This is a genomic window from Sphingobium ummariense RL-3 (assembly GCF_000447205.1).
In the GTDB taxonomy this organism is placed as follows: Bacteria; Pseudomonadota; Alphaproteobacteria; order Sphingomonadales; family Sphingomonadaceae; genus Sphingobium; species Sphingobium ummariense.
Map to the genome: position 1 here is coordinate 15,278 of NZ_AUWY01000055.1, position 26,772 is coordinate 42,049.

At 67.4% G+C, this 26,772-nt stretch carries 24 protein-coding genes, 1 tRNA gene and 1 riboswitch; of the genes, 10 read left to right on the forward strand and 15 right to left on the reverse strand.

Features of this window, described 5'->3' with window-relative positions; genetic code table 11:
- Positions 1 to 59: 59 nt before the first annotated feature.
- The 3 genes from M529_RS31760 to M529_RS31770 all read left to right on the forward strand — a co-directional run bounded on the left by M529_RS31760 (position 60) and on the right by M529_RS31770 (position 2,496).
- Positions 60 to 536 (forward strand): SspB family protein, encoded by a 477-nt coding sequence (locus M529_RS31760; protein WP_021317292.1) that lies wholly within the window; start codon positions 60 to 62, stop codon positions 534 to 536.
- A 166-nt stretch (positions 537 to 702) separates the two neighbouring features.
- On the forward strand, positions 703 to 2,088 hold the full coding sequence (gene fumC, locus M529_RS31765; RefSeq protein WP_021317293.1) for a class II fumarate hydratase: 1,386 nt from the start codon (positions 703 to 705) through the stop codon (positions 2,086 to 2,088).
- 63 nt (positions 2,089 to 2,151) lie between these two features.
- The gene (locus M529_RS31770; protein ID WP_021317294.1) at positions 2,152 to 2,496 is read left to right on the forward strand and encodes a hypothetical protein; all 345 of its coding nucleotides are present in this window, start codon (positions 2,152 to 2,154) and stop codon (positions 2,494 to 2,496) included.
- A 7-nt stretch (positions 2,497 to 2,503) separates the two neighbouring features.
- Here the strand turns inward: M529_RS31770 and M529_RS31775 are convergent, their stop codons facing one another.
- Positions 2,504 to 3,076 (reverse strand): DUF2585 family protein, encoded by a 573-nt coding sequence (locus M529_RS31775; protein ID WP_021317295.1) that lies wholly within the window; start codon positions 3,074 to 3,076, stop codon positions 2,504 to 2,506.
- A 56-nt stretch (positions 3,077 to 3,132) separates the two neighbouring features.
- Between M529_RS31775 and gmk the strand changes: the two genes are divergently transcribed.
- Positions 3,133 to 3,798: a guanylate kinase gene (gene gmk, locus M529_RS31780; protein WP_021317296.1), complete on the forward strand. Its 666-nt coding sequence runs from the start codon at positions 3,133 to 3,135 to the stop codon at positions 3,796 to 3,798.
- Here the strand turns inward: gmk and M529_RS31785 are convergent.
- The 6 genes from M529_RS31785 to sseA form a co-directional block, all read right to left on the reverse strand.
- The gene (locus M529_RS31785; RefSeq protein WP_021317297.1) at positions 3,795 to 4,859 is read right to left on the reverse strand and encodes a class I SAM-dependent methyltransferase; all 1,065 of its coding nucleotides are present in this window, start codon (positions 4,857 to 4,859) and stop codon (positions 3,795 to 3,797) included. The genes gmk and M529_RS31785 overlap by 4 nt on opposite strands.
- Positions 4,849 to 5,715, reverse strand: coding sequence for a prolipoprotein diacylglyceryl transferase (gene lgt, locus M529_RS31790; RefSeq protein ID WP_021317298.1), 867 nt, complete (start codon positions 5,713 to 5,715; stop codon positions 4,849 to 4,851). Before lgt ends, M529_RS31785 begins: the two co-directional genes overlap by 11 nt.
- 383 nt (positions 5,716 to 6,098) lie before the next feature.
- Positions 6,099 to 6,617, reverse strand: a complete 519-nt coding sequence (locus tag M529_RS31795) for a sterol desaturase family protein (protein WP_021317299.1) — start codon at positions 6,615 to 6,617, stop codon at positions 6,099 to 6,101.
- Positions 6,618 to 6,708: 91 nt separating this feature from the next.
- Positions 6,709 to 7,449, reverse strand: a complete 741-nt coding sequence (locus tag M529_RS31800; protein ID WP_021317300.1) for a TorF family putative porin — start codon at positions 7,447 to 7,449, stop codon at positions 6,709 to 6,711.
- Between the two features lie 261 nt (positions 7,450 to 7,710).
- Complete coding sequence (gene metC / locus M529_RS31805) at positions 7,711 to 8,934, reverse strand: cystathionine beta-lyase (RefSeq protein ID WP_021317301.1); 1,224 nt, start codon at positions 8,932 to 8,934, stop codon at positions 7,711 to 7,713.
- The gene (sseA, locus tag M529_RS31810) at positions 8,931 to 9,776 is read right to left on the reverse strand and encodes a 3-mercaptopyruvate sulfurtransferase (protein ID WP_021317302.1); all 846 of its coding nucleotides are present in this window, start codon (positions 9,774 to 9,776) and stop codon (positions 8,931 to 8,933) included. The genes metC and sseA overlap by 4 nt, the downstream gene beginning before the upstream one ends.
- 210 nt (positions 9,777 to 9,986) lie before the next feature.
- On the opposite strand from sseA, the gene M529_RS31815 reads away from it, so the two are divergent.
- Positions 9,987 to 11,489, forward strand: coding sequence for a right-handed parallel beta-helix repeat-containing protein (locus tag M529_RS31815; RefSeq protein WP_021317303.1), 1,503 nt, complete (start codon positions 9,987 to 9,989; stop codon positions 11,487 to 11,489).
- 72 nt (positions 11,490 to 11,561) lie between these two features.
- Here the strand turns inward: M529_RS31815 and M529_RS47675 are convergent, their stop codons facing one another.
- Positions 11,562 to 13,133: a winged helix-turn-helix domain-containing protein gene (locus M529_RS47675; protein WP_021317304.1), complete on the reverse strand. Its 1,572-nt coding sequence runs from the start codon at positions 13,131 to 13,133 to the stop codon at positions 11,562 to 11,564.
- 194 nt (positions 13,134 to 13,327) lie between these two features.
- Here M529_RS47675 and M529_RS31825 point away from each other — a divergent pair, with 194 nt between their 5' ends.
- Positions 13,328 to 14,038 (forward strand): hypothetical protein, encoded by a 711-nt coding sequence (locus M529_RS31825; protein WP_152522553.1) that lies wholly within the window; start codon positions 13,328 to 13,330, stop codon positions 14,036 to 14,038.
- A gap of 31 nt (positions 14,039 to 14,069) precedes the next feature.
- A complete protein-coding gene (locus M529_RS31830) occupies positions 14,070 to 14,951 on the forward strand; it encodes a sulfotransferase domain-containing protein (protein WP_201766335.1) in 882 nt (293 codons plus the stop codon).
- 38 nt (positions 14,952 to 14,989) lie between these two features.
- On the opposite strand, the gene M529_RS31835 is transcribed toward M529_RS31830, so the two are convergent.
- A tRNA-Leu gene (locus M529_RS31835) sits at positions 14,990 to 15,076 on the reverse strand.
- Between the two features lie 149 nt (positions 15,077 to 15,225).
- Between M529_RS31835 and M529_RS31840 the strand changes: the two genes are divergently transcribed.
- Positions 15,226 to 15,729: a hypothetical protein gene (locus M529_RS31840; RefSeq protein ID WP_021317307.1), complete on the forward strand. Its 504-nt coding sequence runs from the start codon at positions 15,226 to 15,228 to the stop codon at positions 15,727 to 15,729.
- A 6-nt stretch (positions 15,730 to 15,735) separates the two neighbouring features.
- On the opposite strand, the gene gltB is transcribed toward M529_RS31840, so the two are convergent.
- The 6 genes from gltB to M529_RS31870 all read right to left on the reverse strand — a co-directional run bounded on the left by gltB (position 15,736) and on the right by M529_RS31870 (position 25,246).
- On the reverse strand, positions 15,736 to 20,271 hold the full coding sequence (gltB, locus tag M529_RS31845) for a glutamate synthase large subunit (protein ID WP_021317308.1): 4,536 nt from the start codon (positions 20,269 to 20,271) through the stop codon (positions 15,736 to 15,738).
- Between the two features lie 84 nt (positions 20,272 to 20,355).
- Positions 20,356 to 21,069, reverse strand: a complete 714-nt coding sequence (locus M529_RS31850) for a DUF2059 domain-containing protein (protein WP_021317309.1) — start codon at positions 21,067 to 21,069, stop codon at positions 20,356 to 20,358.
- Positions 21,069 to 22,520 carry an NAD(P)-dependent oxidoreductase gene (locus M529_RS31855; protein WP_021317310.1) on the reverse strand — a complete coding sequence of 484 codons (1,452 nt, stop codon included), beginning with the start codon at positions 22,518 to 22,520 and terminating at the stop codon, positions 21,069 to 21,071. Before M529_RS31855 ends, M529_RS31850 begins: the two co-directional genes overlap by 1 nt.
- A 162-nt stretch (positions 22,521 to 22,682) precedes the next feature.
- Positions 22,683 to 23,492, reverse strand: a complete 810-nt coding sequence (locus M529_RS31860; protein ID WP_021317311.1) for an undecaprenyl-diphosphate phosphatase — start codon at positions 23,490 to 23,492, stop codon at positions 22,683 to 22,685.
- Between the two features lie 148 nt (positions 23,493 to 23,640).
- Complete coding sequence (locus tag M529_RS31865) at positions 23,641 to 24,567, reverse strand: complex I NDUFA9 subunit family protein (protein ID WP_021317312.1); 927 nt, start codon at positions 24,565 to 24,567, stop codon at positions 23,641 to 23,643.
- A 100-nt stretch (positions 24,568 to 24,667) separates the two neighbouring features.
- Positions 24,668 to 25,246 carry a TMEM165/GDT1 family protein gene (locus M529_RS31870; RefSeq protein ID WP_021317313.1) on the reverse strand — a complete coding sequence of 193 codons (579 nt, stop codon included), beginning with the start codon at positions 25,244 to 25,246 and terminating at the stop codon, positions 24,668 to 24,670.
- Positions 25,247 to 25,343: 97 nt separating this feature from the next.
- Positions 25,344 to 25,467, reverse strand: a riboswitch (yybP-ykoY riboswitch).
- A 33-nt stretch (positions 25,468 to 25,500) separates the two neighbouring features.
- On the opposite strand from M529_RS31870, the gene M529_RS31875 reads away from it, so the two are divergent.
- Complete coding sequence (locus tag M529_RS31875) at positions 25,501 to 25,917, forward strand: DUF1801 domain-containing protein (RefSeq protein WP_021317314.1); 417 nt, start codon at positions 25,501 to 25,503, stop codon at positions 25,915 to 25,917.
- The coding region (locus M529_RS31880) for an amidase family protein (RefSeq protein WP_021317315.1) at positions 25,914 to 26,772 on the forward strand (859 nt) is incomplete at its 3' end. The genes M529_RS31875 and M529_RS31880, both read left to right, overlap by 4 nt.

Consider the following 26,772-nt stretch of genomic DNA (forward strand, 5'->3'; position numbering starts at 1 on the left):
GTCGGGCGAGCCTTGCAATCTGCTTGACCCGCCGTTTCGCGCCGTTAGGACATTGGCGCATGAGCGAAGACCTGCCCGACAGCCTGATTCCCTATGACGAGATTGTGCAGGAGGCGCTGCGCGCCGTCGTCGGCCGCGTGCTGGGCGAGGTGGAGGCTTCCGGCGGCCTGCCGGGCAGCCATCATTTCTACATCACCTTCAAGACCCAGGCAGCGGGCGTCGATATTCCCAAGCATCTGGTCGAGCGGTTCCCGGATGAGATGACCATCGTCCTCCAGAACAAGTTCTGGGATCTGAAGGTCAGCGACAATATGTTCGGGGTCAGCCTGACCTTCAATCAGGTGGCGGCGCACCTCACCATCCCCTTCGGCGCGATCACCGCCTTCGTCGATCCGGCCGTCAACTTCGCCCTCCAGTTCCAGGTCCAGGCCGACATGGTCCCCGAGCCGCACGACCAGGCGGAAAATGACGGGCCGCAGGTGATGAGCGAGGACGGCTCCAACGTGGTGACGGTGGATTTCGGCAAGAAGAAATAGGCATCGGGGCGCGGCGCACGGCCGCGTAGGATGCTGTCCGGAACATTCGCGACCAGGCTCCGGGGCTGACGCAGGTTGCTGCCTTGGGGCCCTTGGATTTCAGGCGCCCGGCCCTACATCAGCCCGGTTCTTGCGACCCATTCTCAAGCCTCCGGAGCCGCCCTGCATGTCCGAAACCCGCACCGAAACCGACAGTATCGGCCCGATCGAGGTGCCCGCCGACGCCTATTGGGGCGCGCAGACCCAGCGCAGCATCGAGAATTTCCCCTTTGGCGCGACCGAGCGGATGCCGATCGGCATCGTCCACGCGCTCGCCATCGTGAAGCAGGCGGCGGCGCGGGTGAACCGCCGGCACGGGCTGGACGCCGCGGTCGCCGACGCGATCGAGGCGGCCGCCGCCGAGGTGGTCGCCGGGCAGCATGACGATCAGTTCCCGCTGGTCATCTGGCAGACCGGCAGCGGCACCCAGTCGAACATGAACGTCAACGAAGTGATCGCCGGCCGCGCCAACGAGATGCTGACCGGCCAGCGCGGCGGCAAGGCGCCGGTGCATCCCAATGACGGTGTGAACTTCGGCCAGTCGTCCAACGACAGCTTCCCCACGGCGCTGCACGTCGCGGCTGCGCTCGCCGCGACCCGCCAGCTTCTCCCCGCGCTGGAACGGCTGGAAAATGCGCTGCTGGCGAAGGCGGAGGCGTGGAGCGGCATCGTCAAGATCGGCCGCACCCATCTGCAGGACGCCACGCCGCTGACGCTGGGGCAGGAGTTTTCCGGCTACTATGCCCAGCTCCGCCTCGCCCGCACGCGCATCGTGCCGCTGGTGGAGCATGGGCTGTCGAAACTGGCGCAGGGCGGCACGGCGGTTGGCACAGGCCTGAATGCGCCGCCGGGCTTTGCCGAGGACATCGCGGCGGAAATCGCCGCCATCACCGGCTTCCCTTTCGAGACCGCGCCCAACAAGTTCGAGGCGCTGGCGAGCCACGACACGCTGGTCGACTTTTCCGGGCGGCTCAACACGCTGGCGGTCGCGCTCACCAAGATCGCGAACGACATCCGCCTGCTGGGCAGCGGCCCGCGTTCGGGTCTCGGCGAGCTGGACCTGCCCGCCAACGAGCCGGGCAGCTCGATCATGCCGGGCAAGGTCAACCCGACCCAGTGCGAGATGCTGACCATGGTCGCCGCGCAGGTGATCGGCAATCATCAGGCGGTGACGATCGGCGGAATGCAGGGCCATATGGAGCTCAACGTCTTCAAGCCGCTGATCGGCGCGGCGGTGCTGCGCTCGATCCACCTGCTGAGCGTCGGCATGGAGAGCTTCGCCGAGCGCTGCGTCGAGGGACTCGAGGCCAATGAGGGCCGGATCGCCGAACTGGTCGACCGGTCGCTGATGCTGGTGACGGCGCTGGCGCCCGAGATCGGCTATGACAATGCCGCGAAGATCGCCAAGCACGCCCATGCGGAAGGGTTGACGCTCAAGGAAGCAGGCCTGAAGCTGGGGCTGGTGGACGAGGCGACCTTCGACAGGCTGGTGCGGCCGGAAAATATGGTGTGATCAGGCCCCCGTGGCGGAACCGCCGTCTTCGCGGACCATTGTCGGCATGAGGAAGGATGTTACATGAAAAAGAAGCCCGCCCCCGCCCAGCCGCTCGTCACGGTCCGGCCGCCCAAAAAGGCGGGCCTGCTGCGCAAGACCGCGCGCGTGGGGGCGACGCTGGTTGCGACCCGCGTGGCCGCCGCCACCGGAAAGAAGGGCGTCGTCGGCCTGATCGCCGGCATGGGCGCCAAGCGGCTCATCATGCGCTATCCTGTGGGCGCGCTGGTCGTCACCGGCGCCTATATGGCCGGCAAGCTATACGAAGCGAAGCGGGAGGCGGACCGCAAGCGCAACCAGAAGCTGCTGCCGGACAAGAGCGGCGAGCCCATCCCCCTCGACGAAGCGCGGAAGGCACGGAAGGCCTGATCGCCCGTCAGAGGGCCGATTGCCAGGCCTTCACCGCGTCGATCGGCCAGGCTAGCATCAGCACGTTGAGCGTCAGATTGTCGCGGATCACCGCCAGTGCCAGCAGTTCCAGCGCGAGGGCAGTCGCGACCGTCACCCAGGCCGGCATTCGAGACGCAAAGAGGAAGCCGAGCGTCATCATCCCGATGTCGCTCATCGAGTTGAGGATGCTGTCGCCGGAATAACCCAGTGCGATGGTAGCGGTGCGATAGCGGTCAATGATGACAGGGGAGTTCTCCAGTATCTCCCACAGCGATTCGACCGTCACGGCGACTGCCAGCCGGATGCCGTTAGGCTGGCGCCGCAAAAGCAGGAAGGTCGCGCCGTAGAACAGGAAGCCATGGACGACGTGGCTGAGGCTGTACCAGTCCGACAGATGCTGGCTGTTGCCGCTGTCGAGCGCGCCGTGCCACAGCTCGATCCGGCCGCAGGTGCAGATAGGCGGGCGGTGCATCAGGAACAGCACCAGTGCGGCGGCGATCGCGATCGCCAGTGCCGCGGCATAGCCCCTGCGGTTGCGCGCGCGCAGGCGTTTCAGCATGCCATACCCCCTGTCTCCCCCCTTGCAAAACCGCTTCCGCGGCGGCACTAGCGGCCATGGCCGACAGCATTCCTTCCGAAAACCCCGATTTCAAGCGCCGCGGCGTCCTTTTCGTCCTGTCCTCGCCTTCGGGCGCGGGAAAGTCCACCATCGCTCGCAAGCTGCTTGCGGCCGAGCCCGACCTCGCCATGTCGGTGTCCGCCACGACACGACCGATGCGGCCGGGCGAGGTCGAGGGGAAGGACTATCATTTCGTCGACCTGACCGAGTTCCGCCGGATGGTGGCGGATCACGAGTTCCTGGAATGGGCCCATGTTTTCGGTGAGCGCTACGGCACGCCGCGCGCACCCGTGGAAGCGATGCTGAGAAGCGGGCGCGACGTGCTGTTCGACATCGACTGGCAGGGCGCGCAGCAGCTGCACCAGATCGCCGGCGGCGACGTGGTGCGCGTGTTCATCCTGCCGCCCTCGATGGACGAACTGGAGCGCCGCCTGCGCGGGCGTGCGACCGACAGCGACGCGGTGATCGAGCGCCGGATGGCCCGCGCCGCTGGCGAGATCGCGCATTGGGACGGCTATGACTATGTGCTCTGCAATGTCGATGCGGAGGATTGCTTCCGCCGCGTGCAGACCATCCTCCATGCCGAGCGCATGAAGCGCAGCCGCCAGACCGGGCTGATCGGCTTCATCCGCAAGCTCAGCCGCCATCATCAGGACGACTAGTCGGAAAAGCCCGCCGGTTCCGCCCAGTCGGGGTGGATCCAGGCCATTGCCTTGAACAGCGTGCCCATCTCGCCTTCGTCCACCAGCCTGCGGCGGGCGGCCTCGACCTCGGCGGCGCGCCCCGGGGTGGCGCGGATCAGCTGGCCGGCGCGCGCGTCGATGCCCAGCCTTTCCAGGAACGCGCCCTGTCCCACCGGCCCCAGCACTCGCAGCCCCGCCTGGCGCGCCATGTTGCCGATCACGCTGAAATCGACATGGGTGGTGAGGTCGACCTCCCCTGGATCGGCGAAGGGATCGGCGAAGCGGTGGCCGCGCACCGCCTGCAGCGTGTCGCCCAATGCCGGCCCTTCATAGCCATAGTCGATGATGATCGCGGCGCCCCCCTGCCGCGCGATGCGGTTGGCGAGGGCGTAGGCGATGCCGGCGCCGATGATGGGCGTTTCGAGGATTGCGCCGTCCTCCGCGGCCGCGGCGATGGGTGGCAGGCCCGACTCGATCCGGCGATAGCCGGGTACCGCGAGGAAGCGGCCCTCGCTTTCCCGGCGGATCACCACCCGCTCGCGCCATTCGTCGCCGACGCGGATGCACTGGCGGACGGGCAGCGCGTCGAAGAACTCGTTGGCGACGACCAGCAGGGGGCCAGTGTCGGGCAGGGTCTCGACGCTGTCATGATGGGTGACATGTGGAAGGAGCGCCAGCTGGCGCTCGCGCAGCACCGGGCTGGTCTCCACCAGATGGGCGCGCGGGGCAAGCGCGGCGCTTTCCATCGCCCGCAGCGCATCATTGGCCAGGGTGCCGCGCCCCGGCCCCAGTTCCACATAGAGCGCATTGGGGCGCCGGGCCGAACGAAGCCAGACATCGGCGAGGCAAAGGCCGACCAGCTCGCCGAACATCTGGCTGATTTCGGGCGCGGTGGTGAAATCGCCCGCCGTGCCCAGCGGGTCACGGGTGGCGTAGTAATGCTGGTTCGCCTCCCCCATGAAATGCGCGACGGAGACGGGGCCGCCCGCCGCGATCTGGCGAGCCAGGCGCTTGGCGATGGGCAGCGGCTCAGCTGACACTCGCGCTGCCCGCGACCGGCTCCACCCGCAAGCGGCGCCCCCTGGCCGTCGCGATCAGGTAGAGGCCGCCCAGGATCATCGGCACGCACAGCCACTGGCCCATGTGGAGGCCGGTGCGCGCCGCGAATTCCATCAGCTGCGCGTCGGCCTCGCGGAAATATTCCACGCCGAAGCGGAAGATGCCGTAGCCGAGCAGGAAGATGCCGACGAGCATGCCGGGCTGGTAGCGTGCCCGGGTGCGCCAGAAGGCGAAGGCGAGGATGGCGAACAGGACGACACCCTCAAGCGCGGCCTCGTAGAGCTGGCTCGGATGGCGGGGGAAGGGCCCGCCGGTGGGGAAGATCATCGCCCAGGGCACGTCGGTCTCCTTGCCCCACAGCTCGCCGTTCACGAAATTCGCGAGGCGGCCGAAGAACAGGCCGAAGGGGACGACGCAGGCGACATAATCATGGATGCGCAGCCAGCTGAGCTTTTCCTTCCACGCCATGTAGAGAATGCCCAGCGACACGCCCGCCGCGCCGCCGTGGAAGGACATGCCGCCTTCCCACAATTTGAAGATGTCGAGCGGGTGGAGGAGGATGTCGGGCTTGTAGAATATCACATAGGCGAGCCGGCCGCCCAGGATGATGCCGAGCGTCGCGTAGAAGATCATGTCGTCGGCATGGCGCCGCGCCATCGGCGATCCCGGCTGGGCCACCAGCTTCAGCAGGTACCAGTAGCCGATGAGGATGCCCGCCAGATAGGCGAGGCTGTACCATTTGAGCGTGAAGAAGCCGAGGTCGAGCGCCACGGGGTTCAGCCCCAGATCTTCGAAGCGGATGGCGCCCGAAGCGGCGGCGGCGAGGTCCAGGATCAAGATGCGCGTCCCCTTGGGAAATGGACTGCGGGCATAGAACAAGCGTCGGGCAAGATGAAGGGGGGAGATGGGAGGAAGGGGCAGGAAGTCCGCCCCCTGGCCGTCCTTGCAAGGGGCACAGAAGGGTTTCCTACGAAGTTCACAGTGTCGTCGGGCAATTTCGAGGGGATTCGGGCGAATTGCGACAGTAAAGCGCCGGCGAGGCGACAGGGACGCGCCACTGGCGCGACAGGAAGGTCACGCCGACGCGCCACCCACGCTACACTAAGGCGGCATTCGGAACGGCCGGATGGAGGGGACGGGGCGAAGGGGAGAAGCGATTTCATCGATCAGGATAGATCAGAAGAAATCCTATTGGGGAAGCGCGCCGGTCAGCCTCGCCCTCACTGCGCCGCCGCGTCCTCCCGGCCCTTTGCTTCCCGCAGTCCGGTACGGTCCCCCTGCGCCAGCGCGCGCTTCAGCGCGGCGGGTGGAGGGGCGATCAGGAAGCCGAAGCTGACCGTGCCGTGCTTGGTCTCGACCGCATGGTGCAGGCGATGGGCCTGGACGATGCGCTTCATGTAGCGGGAGCGGGCGACATAGCGATGCGATACGCGGCGGTGGACGATGATATCGTGGAAGCCGAGATAGATGGCGCCATAGGCCGCGATCCCGGCGCCGACCGCGGTCGCCCAATTGCCCCAGCCCCATTGCACGCCGCCCAGCAGCAACAGGATGGAGGGCAAGGCGAAGATCACGAAATAGAGGTCGTTCGCTTCCCACCGGCCGGTGCGCGGCCGGTGGTGGCTGGCGTGCAGGAACCAGCCGGGTCCGTGCATGACCCAGCGGTGCATGACATAGGCGAATCCTTCCATCGCCACGACCGTTGCCACGAACAGCAGCAGGAGGAGAAGGGGATGCATGGCCGCCCTTATATGTCCCCGCAGCGCGCGAGGCGAGACGCAAAAAAGGGCCGCGACGCAACCGGTCGCGACCCCTTTTCTCTTTCGCCGATCAGAAGGAGGCGGTGATCGACCCGACCACGCCGGCCTTGGTGATGTTGCGGCCGCTGGGGCTATAGACCGAATGGGCGGTGTCCACATAGCTGACGCCGAAGGTCAGGTGGCTCCAGGTGTAGGTGACGCCCAGGTTCCAGTCGGTGTAATTCTTGCCGATGGTCAGGTAGCTGGGGCCGAAGCTGCGGCCCAGATGCCCCGACACGCCCAACGGGGTGTTGGGGATGGAAGCGGACACGTCGCCGGCGAGATAGAGATTGTCCTCCTTGCCGTTGCCGACCGACAGCGCGGCGGACTTGGGTGCATAGTTGGCGGTCAGCTTTGCCGTGGCGGGGCCGAAGGTGCCCTTCACCGAGACATAGGGCTCGATGAAGTCGGTCGGCGCGCCGCCCGAGCCGGGATAGTAGTAATAGAGCACGCCGACGTCGAAGGTGGCGGCGCCCACGGTCTTCGAATAGCCGCCGATCAGGTCGATTTCCTGGTCGCTGCCGGCCGCGACATAATCGTCGATCGAGGAGCCCCAGGCCGAGACATAGAGGCCCGAGCTGTGCGTGACGGTGAGGCCGCCCTGCACCGCGAAGCGCTTGTCGGTCTGCGAGATGCCGCGGAAGCGGTAATCGGTCACGAGAGCCGCGCTGCCGGTCACGGTGAGGTCGGGGGTGGGCTCGTCCTGGGCGAGCGCAGGTGCCGACATGACAGCAAGAGCGAGGGCCGAAAGGCCGAGAATGGACTGACGCATGATAATCCCCTTGATGGTTCTGCGATCGTCCCGCCTGCGTTCAGGCGCCGCTCCTCTATGGCCCCCCGCTCGGAGGAATGGGCCGGCTTGCCTCAACGGTTGAGGCCATGCCCGGCCTCGTTGCGCTGCACAAGAATTTATTGCGCAATGATGTCTTTTACGTCCGAAATGTTGCTAGACTGCAACAAAGAACAGCGCGCTTCTTCCCATGCTCTCAGGAGCACGGGCAACAATATTACTAAAAGGCCTGAAATGCCGCGATCAGGCGGCGGCGCGGAAACGGGCGAGGCCGGCGTCCAGGTCGGCGATGAGGTCGGCGGGATCCTCCAGGCCGATATGGAGGCGGACGGCAGGCCCTTCCGCTTCCCAGCGGGTGGCGCTGCGGTAGCGGGCCGGGTCGACCGGCAGGGCCAGGCTCTCGAAGCCCCCCCAGCTGTAGCCGATGCCGAAATGTGCGAGCCCGTCGATCAGCGCGGCGCGGGCCTTCTCGTCCCCGCCCTTCAGGACGAAGCTGAACAGGCCGGTGGCGCCGCTGAAGTCGCGCTGCCACAGGGCGTGGCCGGGGCTGGAGGGCAGGCCGGGGTGCAGCACGCGGGCGACCTCCGGCTGTTCCTCCAGCCAGCGCGCGATGGCGAGCGCGCTGTCCTGATGCTGCCTGAGGCGGATGCCGAGCGTCCGCAGCCCGCGCGCGGCGAGCCAGGCGTCGTCGGGGCTGACCATCTGGCCGAACAGATAGGCGGTCTGGCGCAGCCGGGGAAACCAGGCCTCGGTCGCGCTGACCGATCCCATCATCACGTCGCTGTGGCCGACGATATATTTGGTGCAGGCGAGGATCGAGATGTCGACGCCCAGCGAGAGCGCGGGGAGGTAGAGCGGCGTCGCCCAGGTGTTGTCGATCAGCGTCGTCACGCCCCGGTCGCGGGCGATGGCGGTGATGGCGGGCACGTCCTGCACCTCGAAGGTCAGGCTGCCGGGGCTTTCGAGGAAGATGGCGCGGGTGTTGTCCGAGATCAGGCCGGCGATGCCTTCGCCGATCGTCGGGTCGTAATAGACGGTCTCCACGCCCCAGGGACGCAGCACCTGCTCGCAGAAATTGCGGGTCGGGTCATAGGCGCTGTCGACCATCAACAGCCGGTCGCCCGGTTTCAGCACCGCCATCAGCGCGCAGCCGATCGCGGCGACGCCCGACGGATAGAGCATGGTGCCGGCGGCTTCCGGCTCCATTTCGGTGAGCGCGTCGGCGAGGCTCCAGGCCGTCGGCGTGCCCTTGCGGCCGTAGAACAGGCGCTCGTGGGTGCTGCTGGCGGCGGCCTTTCGCAGATGGGCGACGTCGTCATAGAGGATGGTCGAGGCGCGCCAGACCGGCGGGCTGACGATCCCACCCGGCTGGCCCGGCATCCCTGTCCATTCGGGGCGGCGCCCGGCCTGCGCCAGCCGGGTGAGCGGCCGGCGATCGTCCTTCGGGTCGGTGCCGTCGTCGCTCATGCTTCGCCGGTCGCCTTGGGCGTGGCGGGATCGAAGCCCCATTCGGACCAGCTGCCGTCATAGAGCGTGACGTCGGTCTTGCCGAGCGTCTCCAGCCCGGCGAGCAGGATCGCCGCGGTGACGCCGCTGCCGCAGGTGGTGACGACCGGCCGGTCGAGATCGAGTCCCGCGTCCGTGAACAGGCGGCGCAGCTCCTCGCCCGACTTCATGCTGTTGTCCGGGTTGAACAGCGCGGAATAGGGGAGGTTGAGCGAGCCGGGGATATGGCCCGACGCCATGCCGGGGCGCGGCTCCTTCTCCTCGCCGGTGAAGCGGCCCTTGCCGCGCGCGTCGATCAGCTGTTCCGCGCCGCTGTCGAGATTGGCGAGGATGTCGGCCTTGCTGCGCACTGCGCCGGGCTGTTGCCGGGCGATGGCGTTGCCGGGCGGGGGGAAGAGCGATCCGGCCTGCGTCGGACGCCCTTCCGCCAGCCATTTCGGCAGGCCGCCGTCGAGGATCGCGACGGCCGCGCCCACGCCGAACAGGCGCAGCATCCACCAGCCGCGCGCGGCGCTGCGCACCGGGCTGTTGTCATAGACGACGATGCGGCTGTCGGTGTCCAGCCCCAGCGCCTGCGCGCGCTGCGTCATCATCGCGTCGGGCGGCACCATGCCGGGCGCGGAATGGTCCGGATCGGCGAGGGTGTCGATGTCCATGAAGACCGCGCCGGGGATATGCGCCGCTTCGAATTCCGCGCAGGCGTCGCGGCCCGTGCCGGGCAGGAAGAAGGTGGCGTCGACGATGCGCAGGTCGGGCGCGCCCAGTGCGCCTTCCAGCCAGTCGGTGGAAACGAGTATGTCCATGGGCGTCCTTTCGCTCTGCATCCCCGCCCTTCTAGGAGCGGGCGGCGCGAGTGAAAAGGGGCAGGTCGGGGGCCTGCGGCATCCTTCGCGTCCCTGGCTCCCGCTCCCTTCAGCGGCTATTCAGGGCCGGGGGCGCATGCTGCCTTCTATCGTCTTGGGAGAGATTACGCGTTGTTGCCCTGGTTTCGGACATTCTTCGTCCCTTTCCTTATGTTCTCGTCGGGCCTCGCCGCGACGGCCCATGCCGAAACCTATTATGTCGATTCCACGCTGGGCGACGATCACGCCAGCGGCACCGCGCCGGACCGGCCGTGGCGGTCGCTGGCGCGGGTCAACGGCTTTCCGCTTCGGCCCGGCGATCGGGTGCTGCTGACCGCCGGATCGGTGTGGAAGGAGCCGCTCACCATCACCCGGTCGGGCCGCGCGGGCGCACCGATCGTGATCGGCGCTACGGACGGCGCGCAGCGGCCGCGGATCGATGCGGGCGGCGTGTCCCCCCATGCCGTCGGCGTGATCAACGCCGAATATGTGACGGTGAGCGGGTTGGAGGTGACGAACGACGCGCCGTCCCCGGCGCCGCGCTATGGAGTGCTGGTGTCGGCGGAGGACCGGGGCGTCACGCGGGACATCCGCATCAGCGACATGTACATCCATGACGTGCGGGGCATCAACAGCCGCAAGGACAATGGCGGCATCGTGTTCCGCGCCGTCGGCCAGCGCCTCGCCACCCGCTTCCAGGACCTCGCCATCGAAAGGAACATCGTCTGGCGGGTGGACCGGTCGGGCATTGCGGGGATCAGCGACCGGGTGACGTTCCTCAACTGGTTTCCCAGCGAAGGGGTCGTGATCCGCGACAATCTGGTGGAGGATGTCGGCGGCGACGGCATCGTCCCGCGCGGGACCGACGGCGCGCTGATCGAGCACAATATCGTGCGCTATGCCGGCAGCCGCGCGCCCGGCTACAATGCCGGGATCTGGCAGTGGAGCACCGACAACAGCCTGATCCAGCTCAACGAGGCGGCCTATACTGTCACCCGCTATGACGGGCAGGGGTTCGATTCCGACTTCAATTCGCGGCGGACGACCTTCCTCTATAATTACAGCCACGACAATGCCGGCGGCTTCCTGCTGATCTGTTCGCCCCAGCCCAACGACAAGGACAATCTGGGCAATCGCGGTACGGTGGCGCGGTTCAACGTCAGCCGCAATGACGGCACGCGGATCTTCCAGCTGTCGGGCAATGTGTCCGATGCGCTGGTGGAACGGAACGTCATCCATGTGGGCGCGGCGATGGACGTCCAGATGGTGGTCGCGACCGAATGGCAGGGCTGGGCGCGCGACGTCCGGTTCGTCGGCAATGTCTTCAAGGTGGCGGGCACGGCGCGCTATGGCAGCGAAAGCGGCCGCAGCGGTCCCGACTATCTGATCAAGGCCGGCTTTTCGCCCGCCAGCTTCATCCGGTTCAGGGACAACAGCTATCTGGGCGCCCATGTCGACCTGCCCGAGGACGGGATCGGGCGGCCGGTCGTGCCCTATGTGGAGCCGCCGGCGGACTGGCAGGTGCCGGTATTCGACCCGGCCCGGCCCGACGGCTTCTCCGATTTCCTCGCGCGCCATCGCGCCTGGATGGTGACGATGCTCCAGCGCGAGCTGGGCGTGGCGGTGGCGCCGAGGCAGCCGCGCCGCATCTCGATCTTCGAGGCGCGGCGCTAGATCATGCCATAGGTTCTTTTATTTTCCGCAGTTTCCGAGCCAGCGGACGAGGCTGTCCGCTTCGGAAATGCTCTAGGCGGGCAGGGCGCGCGCCCTCCAATAGTCGGGACGGGTGTTCGTCTCGCGCCAGTATCGGCTGAGGCCCACGCCCTCGACCAGGCCGGCGAAGCGCGGGTCGCCACGGATCGCGGCGGCGGTCGGGAAGAACAGGAAGCGCGTGCGGCGCTCCTCCCGCTGCGTGGCGGTGCGCTGGCGATCGGTGAAACGGCGGTCGGCGACGGTGAACCCGCGGTCGAAATAATAGGCGTCGGCAATGGCGAAGGCCGCGTCGGCGCGGCCGAGCAGTGCGGCATATTGGATGCCGGTTTCGGCATAGCCGGCGCCCCGCCTTGCCGCCGCCACGACCATTTCCACCGCGCGGTCGATATCGCTGTCCGCGCGCGAGAGCGCGGCGCGGGCGACCTGCGCGAGCATCGGGAAGTCTTCCGGCGCGACGATCGCCGGCCGCGTGTCGGGATCGTCGATCTGCGAGAGCGCTTCCCGCGCCCGCCCGCTCGCGAGCAGCAGGTGCAGGCGCGCGAACCAGACGCCGAAATGGCTTGGGTAGGTCGCGAAGGCCTGGGTCGCCGCCCGGTCGGCCTCGTCGCTGCGGCCCGCCGACCAGAGCGCTTCGATCTCGAACTGCGCCAGCGCCGGGCTGGGCGGTCCGACCTTGACGGCGCGCTCGATCAGCTCCCCGCCCTCCCGGCATCGTCCGACGCTGCCCATCAGGGTGCCGAGCGCCATCAGGAGCGGCTGATGGTCCGGCGCACCGGCCTGCGCGCGCCGCAAACGGTTCTCGATCCGCCCCCAGTTGCCGAACTGCGGAATGAGCTGCGCGGTGGCGAGCACCGCGTGGACATTGCCCGGCTGCAGGTCTTCCGCTCGCTTTCCCGCCTCCTGCGCGCGCGACCGCAGATTCTCTCGCAGCGCCCCGGAGCGGCCCTGGGCCGTCACGGCGTAGGTCAGCGCCAGCATGCCCCAGGCGTCGGCGCAATCGGGGCACTGCTCCACCGCCCGGCGCAGCAGGCCGATCGCCTGATCGGCGCCTTCGGCCGTGCCCTGCTGAACCGCCGTCGCCGCCTGGGCAAGGAGCGGGGCGATAGCGGCGGGCGGCCCGTCGCTGCGCCCCCGCATCGCCAGGAAGGCGCCGCCAGCTGCCAGCAGGAGCGCTCCGGCGCCGATGCCGCCCATCAGCATGCGCCGGTCGAGACGCGGGTTCGCGGGGGCCTCGGCAGGTCCGGTCGCCGGCACCGCGGAATGCGGCGCGTCCTCCAGCAGCCGGTAGCCGACACGCGCCACCGTCTCGATGCGGAAACTGCTCCGTCCGATCCCTTCCGCGATCCGACGCGCCTGTCCGATCACGCGATTGATCGCATCGTCCCCCACGATCCGCCCGCCCCAGCAGGAAGCGATCAGGTCGTCGCGCGACACCACCGTGCCCGGGGCCCTGGAGAGTGCGATCAGCACCTGCAGCACGCGGGGTTCGACCGTCTCGCTTTCCCCGTCGGGATCGGTGATCTGGCGCAGCGGCGGCTGCACCAGCAGGCAGCCGAGCTGAAAGACCCGCGCCCGCGCCAGCTCGATCTGTCCGGTCTGCGTCACCTCTTTCCCTCCCGTCGCCGACCCCCTGACCTATCAGGTCCCCAGTGCTTTTCCAGCCATGCGCGTCTCGAAAACCCCCTCCTCGGCAATCGGTCGGCAAGCCATCGGCCAAAGATCGGTTGTGCATCCTTTCGGCGCTTGCCGGCTCCGCGCCATCTGGGGGCGACCGAACTCGAAAGGCCCATCCGATGGACATGACCGCGCCCCTGCACCGGCCGCTTTCCGGCGAACGCCGCTTCTTCCTGCTGCTGTCCGGCAGCATGGTCCTGGCGGTGCTGACCGGCTTTGCGCCCAGCTATTATCTTCGTTCCGTGCTGCCGCCGCCCGCGACGCTCCAGCCGGCGACGCCGCTGGTGCATCTGCACGGAATCGTCTTCAGCGCGTGGATCGCCCTGTTCATGGCGCAGGTGGCGTTCGTCGCCGCCGGTCGGCGCGATCTGCACCGCGCGACCGGCACGACCGGGCTGCTGATCGTGCTGACGATGATCCCGCTCGGCATCGCGACGGCGCTGGCGCAGGTCGCGCGTCGTTCCGGCCCTCCCATGCTCGATCCCCATATGTGGCTTGCCATGCCGCTCGCCAGCGTGCTCGGCTTTACCGTGCTGTTCCTGATGGCGCTCGCGCTGCGTCACCGTCCCGCCGCCCACAAGCGCCTGATGGTGCTCGGCATGGCGGCGATGCTTTCGGCCGCCTTCGGGCGGATCGTCTTCATTCCGCCCTTCCTGGGCCTGCTGGTGATCCCCAATCTCTATACGCTGGCGCTTGCCGCCTGGGACGTCGCAAGCCTGCGCCGCATCCATCCCGCGACGCTGTGGGGCGGCCTGTTCGTCCTCATGACGACCGTCGGCCCGATCTTCGTCTGGCGCAGTTCCGCCTGGCTGGCGTTCGCCCACAGCATCGCCTGATCGCGCAAAGACCGGATCCATGCCTTCCGACATGCTCGCCCCCCGCCGGATCATCCGCAACCATCATCTGGATTCGACCATCTGGGCCGATCTGCGCTTGCGCGCGGACGACATCGTGATCGCCACCTATGGCAAGTCCGGCACCACCTGGACGCAGCAGATCGTCGGCCAGCTGCTTTTCGGCGGCGATCCCACTGTCAACGTCAACGCGCTGTCGCCATGGATCGATCTGCGCATCCCCACCAAGGCGGAGCGCCTGGCCCAGGTCGAGGCGCAGACGCATCGGCGGTTCCTCAAGTCGCATCTGCCGGTCGACGCGCTCACCTTCGATGCGCGCCTGCGCTACATCTATTGCGCGCGGGACGGGCGCGACGTGGTGTGGAGCTATCACAACCATCACAGCCGGGCGAACGCGCTCTGGTACGAGCTGGTCAATGATACGCCCGGTCGGGTCGGGCCACCGGTGCCGCCCGCCGATCCCGACATCCGCGCCTATTTCCGCACCTGGCTGGAGGGCGACGGCGCGCCCTTCTGGCCCTTCTGGGACAATGTCCGCAGTTGGTGGGGCGTGCGGCGCGAGCCCAATGTGCTGATGCTGCACCATGCGGACCTGAAGCGCGACCTGCCGGGCCAGATCCGCCGCATCGCCGACTTCCTTGGCATCGCGATCGATCCGGCGCGATGGGACGCCGTCGTCGAGCATAGCGGCTTCGAATGGATGAAACGCCATGCCGGGCAAGCCGTGCCGATGGGTGGCGTCTGGCTGGACGGCGGAGCGCGGGGCTTCATCCACAAGGGGGTGAACGGCCGCTGGCAGGAGGTGCTGAGCGTCGCCGACATCGCCGCCTATGAGCGCCGCGCCCTCGCCGAACTCGGACCCGACTGCGCGCGCTGGCTGGCGAGCGGGGGTTGATTGCCCGCAGGCGAAAATCGGCTATCATTCGGGCTGTTTGGTGCGGTCGAGAAGACTCGAACTTCCACGGCCTTTCGGCCACAACGACCTCAACGTTGCGCGTCTACCAGTTCCGCCACGACCGCACATTTCAAGGGGAACCGGCGGCGCCGGACCCTGGTAGGCGCTGGCCCTTAGCAAAGGCTTTCCCCCCATGCAACAACCGATCGTCATGCGCGTTGAGATTGCCGGTTCGAGGGAAAAGCGCGCAAGGCGAAGGAGAGGGCAAGGGCAGATGTCCACGCGTTTCTGGCTGGCAAGCGCGGCCATGACGGCATCGGCGATCATAGGCGGGTTCGGGCTGGGGGTCTTTGCCACCAGCCCGCAGAAGAGCGTCGTTTCCTCGGAGGAATGGGCCGATGCATCGGACGAAGGCTCGGGTGCGTTCGCCTTTGCCGCCGATACCGGGGATCAGCAGGGCCCGGTGGAGATCCGATGCACCGGCTGTGGCCCGACCCTGGCGGAACGGCGCCGGGATGCGGAACTGGCCGGGATGGACGCTGACGGGATGATCGACGGCAGCCGCGACCCGGAGGTGCGGCGCTACCTAGCGGCCGAGGATACGCCGCTCTTCATTCCGGCCGATCCGCCGCCGCCTTCCCCCGCGCACCAGCTTCCCTCACCGGTCGAGCGGTTCGCGATGGGCGACGCGGCGACGGTCCGGCCGGCGAGCCTGCCGGTTGCGGCTGCACAGGCGCCGCCGCCCGTGGTCGCGACCGTGCCGCCGCAGTCGCGCTGACCCGGCTTATTCCGCCGCCACGACCTGCGCCGGAGCGTCGCTCAGCGGATGGGCGAGGCGGTTCACCATCTCCTTCGGGCAGACCTGCCAGAAGTAGCGCCGCCAGCGGTCCCAGTCATCGAGGATGCTGTTGGACCAGCGGCTGTCGGTCGCCACCGCATGCTGGGCGATCAGCGCCTTGAGCTCCGCCTCCCAATGGGCGCTTTCCAGTCGCTGCCAGACGATGCTCTCGGGATTGGCTCGGGTCGGGAAGCTGCCGTCCTCGTCCAGGATGAAGGCCATGCCGCCGGTCATGCCCGCGCCGAAATTGGCGCCGGTCTTGCCCAGGATCACGGCCGTGCCGCCGGTCATATATTCGCAGCCGTTCGCGCCGCAGCCTTCGACCACGACCTGCGCGCCCGAATTGCGCACGGCGAAGCGCTCGCCCGCCTGGCCCGCCGCGAACAGCTTGCCGCTGGTCGCGCCGTAGAGGACAGTGTTGCCGATGATCGTGTTGTCCTTGCTGCTGAGCGGGCTCGACACGGTGGTCCGCACCTTGATGATGCCGCCCGACAGCCCCTTGCCGACATAATCGTTGGCATCGCCGAATACCTCCAAGGTGATGCCCTTGCAGAGGAAGGCGCCCAGCGACTGGCCGGCGCTGCCGCGCAGCCGCACGGTCAGGTGCCCGTCCGCCAGCGTCGACATGCCGAACTTTTCGGTGATCATCGCCGACAGCCGCGTGCCGACCGCGCGGTGGGTGTTGCGCACGGTATAGGTCAGCTGCATCTTCTCGCCGCGCTCGAACACGGCGCGCGCGTCCTTCATCATCTGCGCGTCGAGGCTGTCGGGCACCGGATTGCGGCCTTCCAGCGCGAAGCGGCGCAGTTCGTCTGGCGCGTCCACCTTGGCGAGGATGGGGTTGAGGTCGAGATCGTCGAGATGCTCGGCGCCGCGATTGACCTGCTTCAGCAGCTCCGTGCGCCCGATCACCTCGTCCAGGCTGCGATAGCCCAGCCGCGCCAGGATCTCGCGCACTTCCTCGGCGATGAAGGTCATGAGGTTGATGACCTTTTCCGGCGTGCCGGTGAACTTGGCGCGCAGCTTTTCGTCCTGCACGCACACGCCCACGGGGCAGGTGTTGCTGTGGCACTGGCGCACCATGATGCAGCCCATGGCGACGAGCGAGAGCGTGCCGATGCCATATTCCTCCGCGCCCAGGATCGCGGCGATGACGATGTCGCGCCCGGTCTTGAGGCCGCCGTCGGTGCGCAGCTTCACCCGGTGGCGCAGGCCGTTGAGGGTCAGCACCTGGTTGGTTTCGGAAAGGCCCATTTCCCAGGGCGTGCCGGCATATTTGATGCTGGTCTGGGGCGAGGCGCCGGTGCCGCCGACATGGCCGGCGACCAGGATGACGTCGGCATGCGCCTTCGCCACGCCCGCCGCGACGGTGCCGATGCCGGCCTGGCTCACCAGCTTCACGCACACCCGCGCGCGGGGGTTGATCATCTTGCAGTCGTAGATGAGCTGCGCCAAATCCTCGATCGAGTAGATGTCATGATGCGGCGGCGGCGAGATCAGCGTCACGCCGGGCGTCGAGTGGCGCAGCCTGGCGATGAACTCCGTGACCTTGAAGCCGGGCAGCTGGCCGCCCTCGCCGGGCTTGGCGCCCTGCGCGACCTTGATCTCGATCTCCTCGGCGCTGCCCAGATATTCGGCATGGACGCCGAAGCGGCCCGACGCGATCTGCTTGATCACCGAATTGGCGTTGTCGCCATTCTCATAGGGCTTGAAACGAGTCGCATCCTCGCCGCCCTCACCCGACACCGCCTTGGCACCGATGCGGTTCATCGCGATCGCCAGCGTCTCATGCGCCTCCGGCGAGAGCGCGCCCAGCGACATGCCGGGCGTCACGAAGCGCTTGCGGATCTCCGTGGTGGCCTCCACCTCGTCGATCGGCACGGCTTCGCGCGCGAAGTTGAATTCCATCAGATCGCGCAGATAGACCGGCGGCAGGTCGCGCACCCCGCGCGAGAATTGCAGATAGGTCGAATAGCTGTCGGTCGCGACCGCCGTCTGCAGCAGGTGCATCAGCTGCGCGGAATAGGCATGGCTCTCGCCGCCGTTGCGCTGGCGGTAGAAGCCGCCGACGGGCAGCCGCACCACGGCGCTGTCGAACGCCTTTTCGTGCCGCAGCATCGCGGAATAGTGCAGCGAGGCATAGCCTTCGCCCGAAATCTTCGCCGGCATGCCGGGGAACAGGTCGTTCACCAGCGCGCGGGACAGGCCGACCGCTTCGAAATTATAGCCGCCGCGATAGGAACTGATGACCGCGATGCCCATCTTGGACATGATCTTCAGCAGGCCCTCATTGATCGCGGTGCGGTAGCGCTCGATGCACTGGTCGAGGCTCAGGGCACCGAACAGGCCGCGCGCATGGCGGTCGGCGATGCTCGCCTCGGCCAGATAGGCGTTGACCGTGGTCGCGCCCACGCCGATCAGCACCGCGAAATAATGGGTGTCGAGCGCCTCGACCGCGCGGATGTTGATCGACGCATAGGAACGCAGCCCCTTGCGCACCAGATGGGTATGCACCGCCGCCGCCGCGAGCACGCCGGCGATGGCGACCCGGTCCGGCCCGATCTGCTCGTCGGTCAGGAAGATTTCGGTCCGCCCCTCGCGCACCGCCTGCTCGGCCTCCTCGCGGATGCGGGCGATCGCCGCGCGCAGCTGCTCCTGCCCCCCGCTCGACGGGAAGGTGCAGTCGATCTCCGCCACCGCCTTGCCGAAGCTGGCCTTGAGCCGCGCCCATTCGGCGCTGGTCACGACCGGCGAATCCAGCACCAGCACATGGCTGTTCTGCGCCCCTTCCTCCAGGATGTTGTGGAGGTTGGAGAAGCGCGTCTTGAGGCTCATCACATGCCGTTCGCGCAGGCTGTCGATCGGCGGGTTGGTGACCTGGCTGAAATTCTGGCGGAAGAAGTGGCTGATCGTGCGCGGCTTGTCGGAGATGACGGCGAGCGGCGTGTCGTCTCCCATGGAGCCGACCGCCTCCTTCGCATCCTCGACCATGGGGCTCAGGATCAGCTCCATGTCCTCCAGCGTCATGTTCGCCGCCACCTGGCGCCGCGTCAGCTCCGCCTTGTCCCAGCCGGGCAGCGCGCTGTCGGCCTGGGGCAGGTCGTCGACGGTCAGGAAGTCCTTGATCAGATCGCCATAGGGGCGTTCCGCCGCGATCCGGTCCTTGATCGAACGGTCGTCGTAGATTTCTCCTTCCAGCAGGTCGACGGCGATCATCTGCCCCGGGCCCATCCGGCCCTTCTTCACGACCGTCGTCTCGGGCACCACGACCATGCCGGTTTCCGATCCGACGATCAGCAGATTGTCGCCCGTCAGCGTGTAGCGCAGCGGCCGCAGCGCGTTGCGGTCCACGCCCGCGACGACCCAGCGGCCGTCGGTCATGGCCAGCGCCGCCGGCCCATCCCACGGCTCCATGACGGAGGCGAGATATTCGTACATGTCGGCATGCGCCCTGGGCAGCTCCGCGCTGTCCGCCTGCCATGCCTCCGGCACCAGCATCAGCTTGGCCGTCGGCGCGTCCCGCCCGGCGCGGCAGATCGCCTCGAACACGGCGTCCAATGCGGCGGTGTCGGACGCGCCCGCCGGGATCACCGGCTTGATGTCCTCCGACTGCTCGCCGAAGGCCAGCGCGGCCATCTTGATCTCGTGGCTCTTCATCCAGTTCTTGTTGCCGCGGATCGTGTTGATCTCGCCATTGTGGGCGAGCGTGCGGAACGGCTGGGCCAGCCACCATTGCGGGAAGGTGTTGGTCGAATAGCGCTGGTGGAAGATGGCGACGCGGCTCTCGAACCGTTCGTCCTGCAGGTCCGGGTAGAAGACCGACAGCGATTCGGCGAGGAACAGCCCCTTGTAGATGATCGAGCGGCAGGACAGCGAGCAGACGTAGAAGTCCTGGATCTGCGCCGCGATCACCTTCTTCTCGATCCGGCGGCGGATGAGGTAGAGATCCTTCTCGAACTCGGCGACGTCGCGTTCCTCCGGCATCGGACCGGCGATCATGATCTGCTCGATCTCCGGACGGGTGCGCTGCGCCTTTTCGCCGATCACGGACACGTCGACCGGCACCTGCCGCCAGCCATAGATGGTGTAGCCCGCCTCGATGATCTCGGACTCGACGATCGTGCGGCAGGTTTCCTGCGCCGAAAGGTCGGTGCGCGGCAGGAAGACCATGCCCACGGCCAGGCGGTTGGGCAGCGGCTTGTGACCGCCATCGGCGATGGCGTCATCGAAAAAGCGCACCGGCAGGTCGACATGGATGCCCGCGCCGTCGCCGGTCTTGCCGTCCGCGTCCACCGCGCCGCGATGCCACACGGCTTTCAGCGCGTCGATCGCGGAGGCGACGACGCGGCGCGAGGGGCGGCCATCGGTGGCGGCGACCAGACCCACGCCGCAGGCGTCGGATTCGAGGTCCGGGTGGTACATGCCCTCGGCTGCGATCCGTGCGCGCTCTTCGGGGCTGGCCATGAAATTGGTGTCGGTCATGATGACTTACCCTTGAATGTGGCCGCCCGTTTTCCGGCACGGCTGCTGTCATTCCACATGGCGCCGGCGGGACCGGCGCGATTATCAGTGGGCCTTCTTGGCGTCCGCCTTAAACAATGCGGCTAGGCGGTCGCGTTCGGCCTTAGTGAGGTCGTCATAGGTTCGCGGCTTGGGCAGCTTGGCCAGTTCAGCAGCGGAGGATTTCATGATCTCCGGCATCGCCTGCATCATCTCAGGCATGATCTTCTGCATCCGGGCGATATAATGCGGGTCGGCAGCCAGCTCCATAAATCCCGCGCCGAATTTGGCACCAGTGGGTGTTCTCAGAAAGCCGCTGATTTGCTCCAATTCGGAGGCGTTGTAGCGATAGGCGAAGGCCTCCGCCATGCCTTCCCGCATGTCCGGCTCATAGCGTCCCATGAAACGACCCATGGCGGGCATCATGTTGTTTACGATAACATCCATCCGCTTGCGGAAATTGGGGTCGATGATCGCCATCATTTCCTCGATCGTGCCATCGCCGAGGTTTTCTACCTGCTCCGGATCGAGGCCGCCCATTTTCAGAAACTCACGGATCGGCATCTTTGTCATGCTGTCCATCATGGGGCCGATCATCTTCTGCATCATCGGTCCCATCATCTTTTCCATGGTACCGTTGGGAAGGATGATGGCTGCGATCGGCTGAGCCTTCGCCAGCAGCGCAGGGTCCGCCGTTTCAGCTGAAGGGGTGGCCGCCGATTGAGCATGCGCAGCGATTGGAGCCGACAGCATGAGCAGGGAGAGGAGGACAGTACGCATCACGCCGCAACCCTCTCACCCGCCGCCGCCTTCGCCTTGGCGCGCAGGTAGCGGTGCATATGCTCGGTCACGTCGCGGCCGTCGCGGATGGCCCAGACGACCAGGCTCGCGCCGCGCACGATGTCGCCTGCCGCGAACACGCCGTCCATGCTGGTCATCATCGTCTTGTGGTCGACGCGCAGCGTGCCCCAGCGGGTGACGGACAGGTCCTCCGCGCCGAACAGCTTCGGCAGCTCTTCCGGATCATAGCCCAGCGCCTTGATGACGAGGTCCGCCTCGAGACTGAACTCGCTGCCCGGATCGGGCTCGGGTGCGCGGCGGCCGGAGGCGTCGGGCTGGCCGAGGCGCATCCGGGTCACCTTGACGCCGGTCACATGCTCGGTCCCTTCGAAGGCGATGGGCGCGGAGAGCCAGACGAACTCGACGCCCTCCTCCTCGGCATTCTGCACTTCGCGCTGCGAGCCGGGCATATTCTCCCGGTCGCGGCGATAGAGGCACTGGACGGAGGTCGCGCCCTGCCGCACGGCGGTGCGCACGCAATCCATCGCGGTGTCGCCGCCGCCGATCACGACCACCTTCTTGCCATTGGCGTGGAGCGATCCGTCCTCATGGCTAGGCACGGCGTCGCCGAAGCCCGCCTTGTTGGAGGCGGTCAGGAAGTCGAGCGCCTTGACCACACCAGGCGCGCCGACACCAGGCGCCCGGATGTCGCGCGGCTTGTAGACGCCGGTCGCGATCAGGATCGCGTCATGCTTCTGGCGCAGTTCCTCCAGCGTCGCATCACGGCCGACCTCGAAGCTCTCGTGGAAGACGATGCCGCCATCCTTCAGCCGCTGGACACGGCGCATCACCACGTCCTTCTCCAGCTTGAAGCCGGGGATGCCGTATGTCAGCAGCCCGCCGGCGCGGTCGTGCCGGTCGTAGACATGCACCTCATAGCCCGCGACGCGCAGATATTCCGCGGTGGTGAGGCCGGCCGGGCCGGCCCCGATGACGCCGACCGACTGGCCGAGCGGCGCGCCGGGGACCAGCGGTTCGACCCAGCCCTCCTTCCAGGCGGTATCGGTGATGAACTTTTCGACGCTGCCGATGGTGACGGCGCCATGGCCGGAAAATTCGATGACGCAATTGCCCTCGCACAGCCGGTCCTGCGGGCAGATGCGGCCGCAGATTTCCGGCATGGTGCTGGTGAGGTTGCTGAGCTCATAGGCTTCGCGCAGCCGTCCCTCGGCCGTCAGGCGCAGCCAGTCGGGGATATGATTGTGCAGCGGGCAGTGGGTCGAGCAATAGGGCACGCCGCATTGCGAGCAGCGCGACGCCTGCTCCTCCGCCTTGTCGAGGATGAAGCTGCGGCTGATCTCCAGGAAATCGTCCGCCCGATCGTCCGCCGGCCGCTTCTCGGGATAGGCCTGGCCCGTTCCCACGAATTTCAGCATCGGATTGTCGCCCATGTCGCGCCCTCGTTTCAGTTCACGGGCGCGATAGCAGAAAAACCCGCGGAGTCACGCGGATTCTGGCATATAGGTCAGTAATATTGACTTAAATTTCGGGAAAATCCGTTCTCCGCAGCGCCTCTCTGTAATAATCTTTCAAAGGATTGTACCAATTCGGACCTATCTCAGCGAAAGCCACAGGATCGCGCCGATCCCCGCCGCGATTCGGTACCAGGCGAAGGGAATGAAGCCCCGCCGCGACACCAGTCCGACGAACCAGCGGATGACGATGACGGCGACGATGAAGGACACCAGGAAGCCCAGCGCGATGCTGCCCCAGCCGACATCGGCGCTGGTGATCCGGTCCCCGTTTTTGAGCAGTTCGAGAGTGCTGGCCCCGAGCATGGTGGGAATGGCGAGGAAGAAGCTGAACTCGGCGGCGGTGCGCCGCTCGACCCCCAGGGTCAATGCGCCCATGATGGTGGCGCCCGACCGGCTGACACCCGGGATCATCGCGATGCACTGGATCAGGCCGATGCCGATCACCTGCGGCAGGGGTATGTCGGCGATACCATGATAGCGGTTGTCCTTCGCCATCCGTTCGATCAGCAATATGGCGACGCCGCCCACCACCAGCGCGACCGCGACCACCATCGGCGCGCCGAGCAGCATTTCGACATAGTCATGCACGGCGAGGCCGATGACGGCGGCGGGAATGAACGCGATGACGAGGTTGCGCAGGAATCGCCAGCTTGCCGGCTCGCGCCGCAGCAGTCCCATCGCCACCGCCCAGAAGGTGCGCCAGTAGAGCACCACCACCGCCAGGATCGCGCCGAGCTGGATGACGACGTTGAACATCGCCCAGGTCGCCGCGTCATAGCCCAGCAGCTCGCTCGCCAGGATCAGATGCCCGGTCGAGGAGACCGGCAGGAACTCCGTCAGCCCCTCCACGATACCCAGAAGGATGACGGTCAGAATATGCATGTCCATGGGTGCGTCTCATCCCCGATCGGCATGGAAAACCCTCTCCCGCAGGCGGGAGAGGGTGAAAGAGTTTCCTGATATTGCAGCTGCGAAGGCGCTGTGCAAATCCGTGGCCGTCGCCCGGTCGCGGCAACGCTTCGCCCCGTCGCCGGGGTCAGGCCTTTACCCGCCCGGCGAAACGGCCATGCCTGCGGTAGCGCACAAGCCAGTTCTCCGCGACGGCCGCCATCGGAGTCGGCGTGACACCCAGCGCGGCGAGGCCGTCGGCCCCGGCCGACACGACATTGTCGCGGCCGAGCATCGCCAGCTGATCGCGCGTGATCGGTCCGCCCGGCAGCATCGCCAGCAGCGAGGCCAGGCCGTGCGGCACGTCCACCAGCGACCGCTCGCGCCCGATCGCCCGTGCGATCCAGCCGTTGATTTCCTTCATGGTCATCACCTGCGGACCGCCCAGCTCATAGGTCCGGCCGCCGTGCACGGCCGGCGCCTCCGCCGCGTTGGCGATCGCATGGGCCACGTCCTTGACATAGACCGGCTGGAAGCGCGTGGCGCCGCCGATCACGGGAATGACGGGGGCCATGCTGATGATCTCGGCGAAGCGGTTGAGGAACTGGTCCTCCGGCCCGAAGACGATCGACGGGCGGATGATGGTCGCGCTGGGAAAGGCCGCCTTTGTGGCCGCCTCGCCCGCCGCCTTGGACCGGCCATAGGCCGACGGACTTTCCGGATCGGCGCCGATCGCGGAGACATGCACCAGCGCCCCGACGCCTGCTGCCGCAGCCGCCTGCGCGACATTGGCGGCGCCGCGATGATGGATCGCGTCGAAGTCACCGGCCAGCACGCCGACGAGGTTGATGACCACGTCGCTGCCCGCCACCGCACGGGCGACGCTTTCCGGCTTGGTGATGTCGGCCGCGACGAACTGCGTCTGGCCAAGGCCGCCGAGCGGTTTGACCCGAAGCGCCGTGGCGATGTCGCGCTGCGCCACGCGCACCCGCGCGCCCTGCGCCATCAACGCCTGCGCGACCTGCCGGCCGAGGAAGCCGCCGCCGCCGAACACCGTAACCAGACTGTCCTTCATCACGCGCCCATGCCTGTCTTGAAAGAGGATGACTCTGCGCCCTCCCTTGCAACAGCCGCCGCCCGGTGACAACCGCCCGCGTCCTTGCCCGTTCCCTTTTTCAGCCGATCCAACCCAGCAGGTCTGCCATCATCCAGAGGCCAAGGCCCAGGAACAGCAGCGCGGCGCCGACCTGGAGCGCGCGCATCGGCACCTTCTTCGCCAGTGCTTCCCCGAACAGCACGGCGGGCACATTGGCGATCATCATACCCAGCGTGGTGCCTGCCGTCACGGCGAAGACATTGTCGAACCGGGCGCCCAGCGCGACGGTCGCCACCTGGGTCTTGTCCCCCATCTCCACCAGGAAGAAGGCGATCAGCGTCGTTGCGAACACACCGGCCTTCGACGGCGCCTTCAGCGGCTCGTCCGCGTCGATCTTGTCGGGGATCAGCGTCCAGGCGGCCATGGCGACGAAACTGGCCGCCACGGCATAGCGGAACCAGGGCTGCGTCAGCACGCCGGCGATCGAATGGCCGACCAGCGCGGCGAGGAAATGATTGGCGAGCGTCGCGAACAATATGCCCAGGATGATGGGTATAGGCCGGCGGAACCGGGTGGCGAGCAGCATGGCGAGCAGCTGCGTCTTGTCGCCCATTTCGGCGAGCGCGACCAGCGCGGTGGAGGTGAGGAGCGCTTCCATCGACTTGTCCGGGGCCGGGCGAAGGGTTGAAGACGCAATGCCACCGCCTCCTCCCGCCCGGCCGGACGAGGAGGATGCGATGCCATTGGTCTCGCCCGATGCGGAAAAGGGGCGCTCCGCCCCTTCCGAATCCCATGAGCCACGGCCTCTCGGCCGAATATGTTGACGCATGGCCCGTTCGCGCGGCGCGAACGGCTGGCTACTCCCCAGATGACGCGCTAGCCTGTAGGACAGGGCAAGAGGAATGGCAAGCCATGGGGAAGGCCGGCAACAAGACCGCGGAGACGCAGGCCGATGTGGAGGCGTTCCTCGCCGCCGTGGAGCCGGCCGAACGCAGGGACGACGGCCGTGTCGTCGCCGCGCTGATGGCGCGCCTGTCGGGCGAGCCGCCGCGCCTCTGGGGACCGTCGATCATCGGCTTCGGCCGCTATCATTATCGCTATGACAGCGGGCGGGAAGGAGACGCGCCGCGCATCGCCTTTTCGCCGCGCAAGGCGGAACTGGTCTTCTACCTGTCCGGGCTGGGGGAGGGCGAGCTGCCTGGCCTCGGCCGCCATCGCCGGGGCAAGGGCTGCCTCTATGTGAAGCGCCTTTCCGACATCGACATGGCGGTGATGGAGGCGCTGATCGTCCAGAGCCTGGAGCATATGGACGGGACATATCCGCGATGAAGCGATGGACGATCGCCGTGGTGGCCCTGCTGCTGGCCGCGCCCGCAGGGGCGCAGGGTGTGGAGGACGCGACGATCGTCTCCCTCTCGGCCGATCTGGCCGCCGGGCGTACCAGCAGCGTGAAAGCGGTGCGCGCCTATCTGAAGCGCATCGCCGCCTATGACCGCAGGGGGCCGCGGCTCAACAGCATCATCGCGCTCAATCCCCATGCCCTGGCCGAGGCGCGCACGATGGACGCGGAGCGCAGGGCAGGCCGGCTACGCGGGCCGCTGCATGGCATCCCGATCCTGCTCAAGGACAATATCGAAGCGGCGGGGATGCCGACCACCGCCGGCTCGCTGGCGCTGGCGCGCAACGATCCCGACCGGGATTCCCCCGTCGCCGCGGCGCTCAAGGCGAAAGGCGCGATCATCCTGGGCAAGACCAACCTGTCCGAATGGGCGAATTTCCGGTCCGAACGGTCGCTGAGCGGGTGGAGCGCGGTCGGCGGCCTCACCCGCAATCCCTATGCGCTCGATCGCACGACCTGCGGGTCGTCCAGCGGGTCGGGCGCCGCCGTTGCCGCCGGTTTCGCCCCTGCCGCCATCGGCAGCGAAACCAACGGGTCGATCATCTGCCCGTCGTCGATGACGGGGCTGGTCGGGCTGAAGCCCAGCATCGGCCTGGTCCCGCGCACCCATATCGTGCCGATCAGCCACAGCCAGGACACCGCCGGGCCGATGGCGCACAGCGTCCGCGATGTCGCCACGCTGCTGTCCGTGCTGATCGCCAGCGACCCGGGCGATCCGGCGACGGCGGGGGCGTTGGCCCATGCGAAGGACTATGCCGCCGCGCTCGACCCCGCGGCGGTCCGGG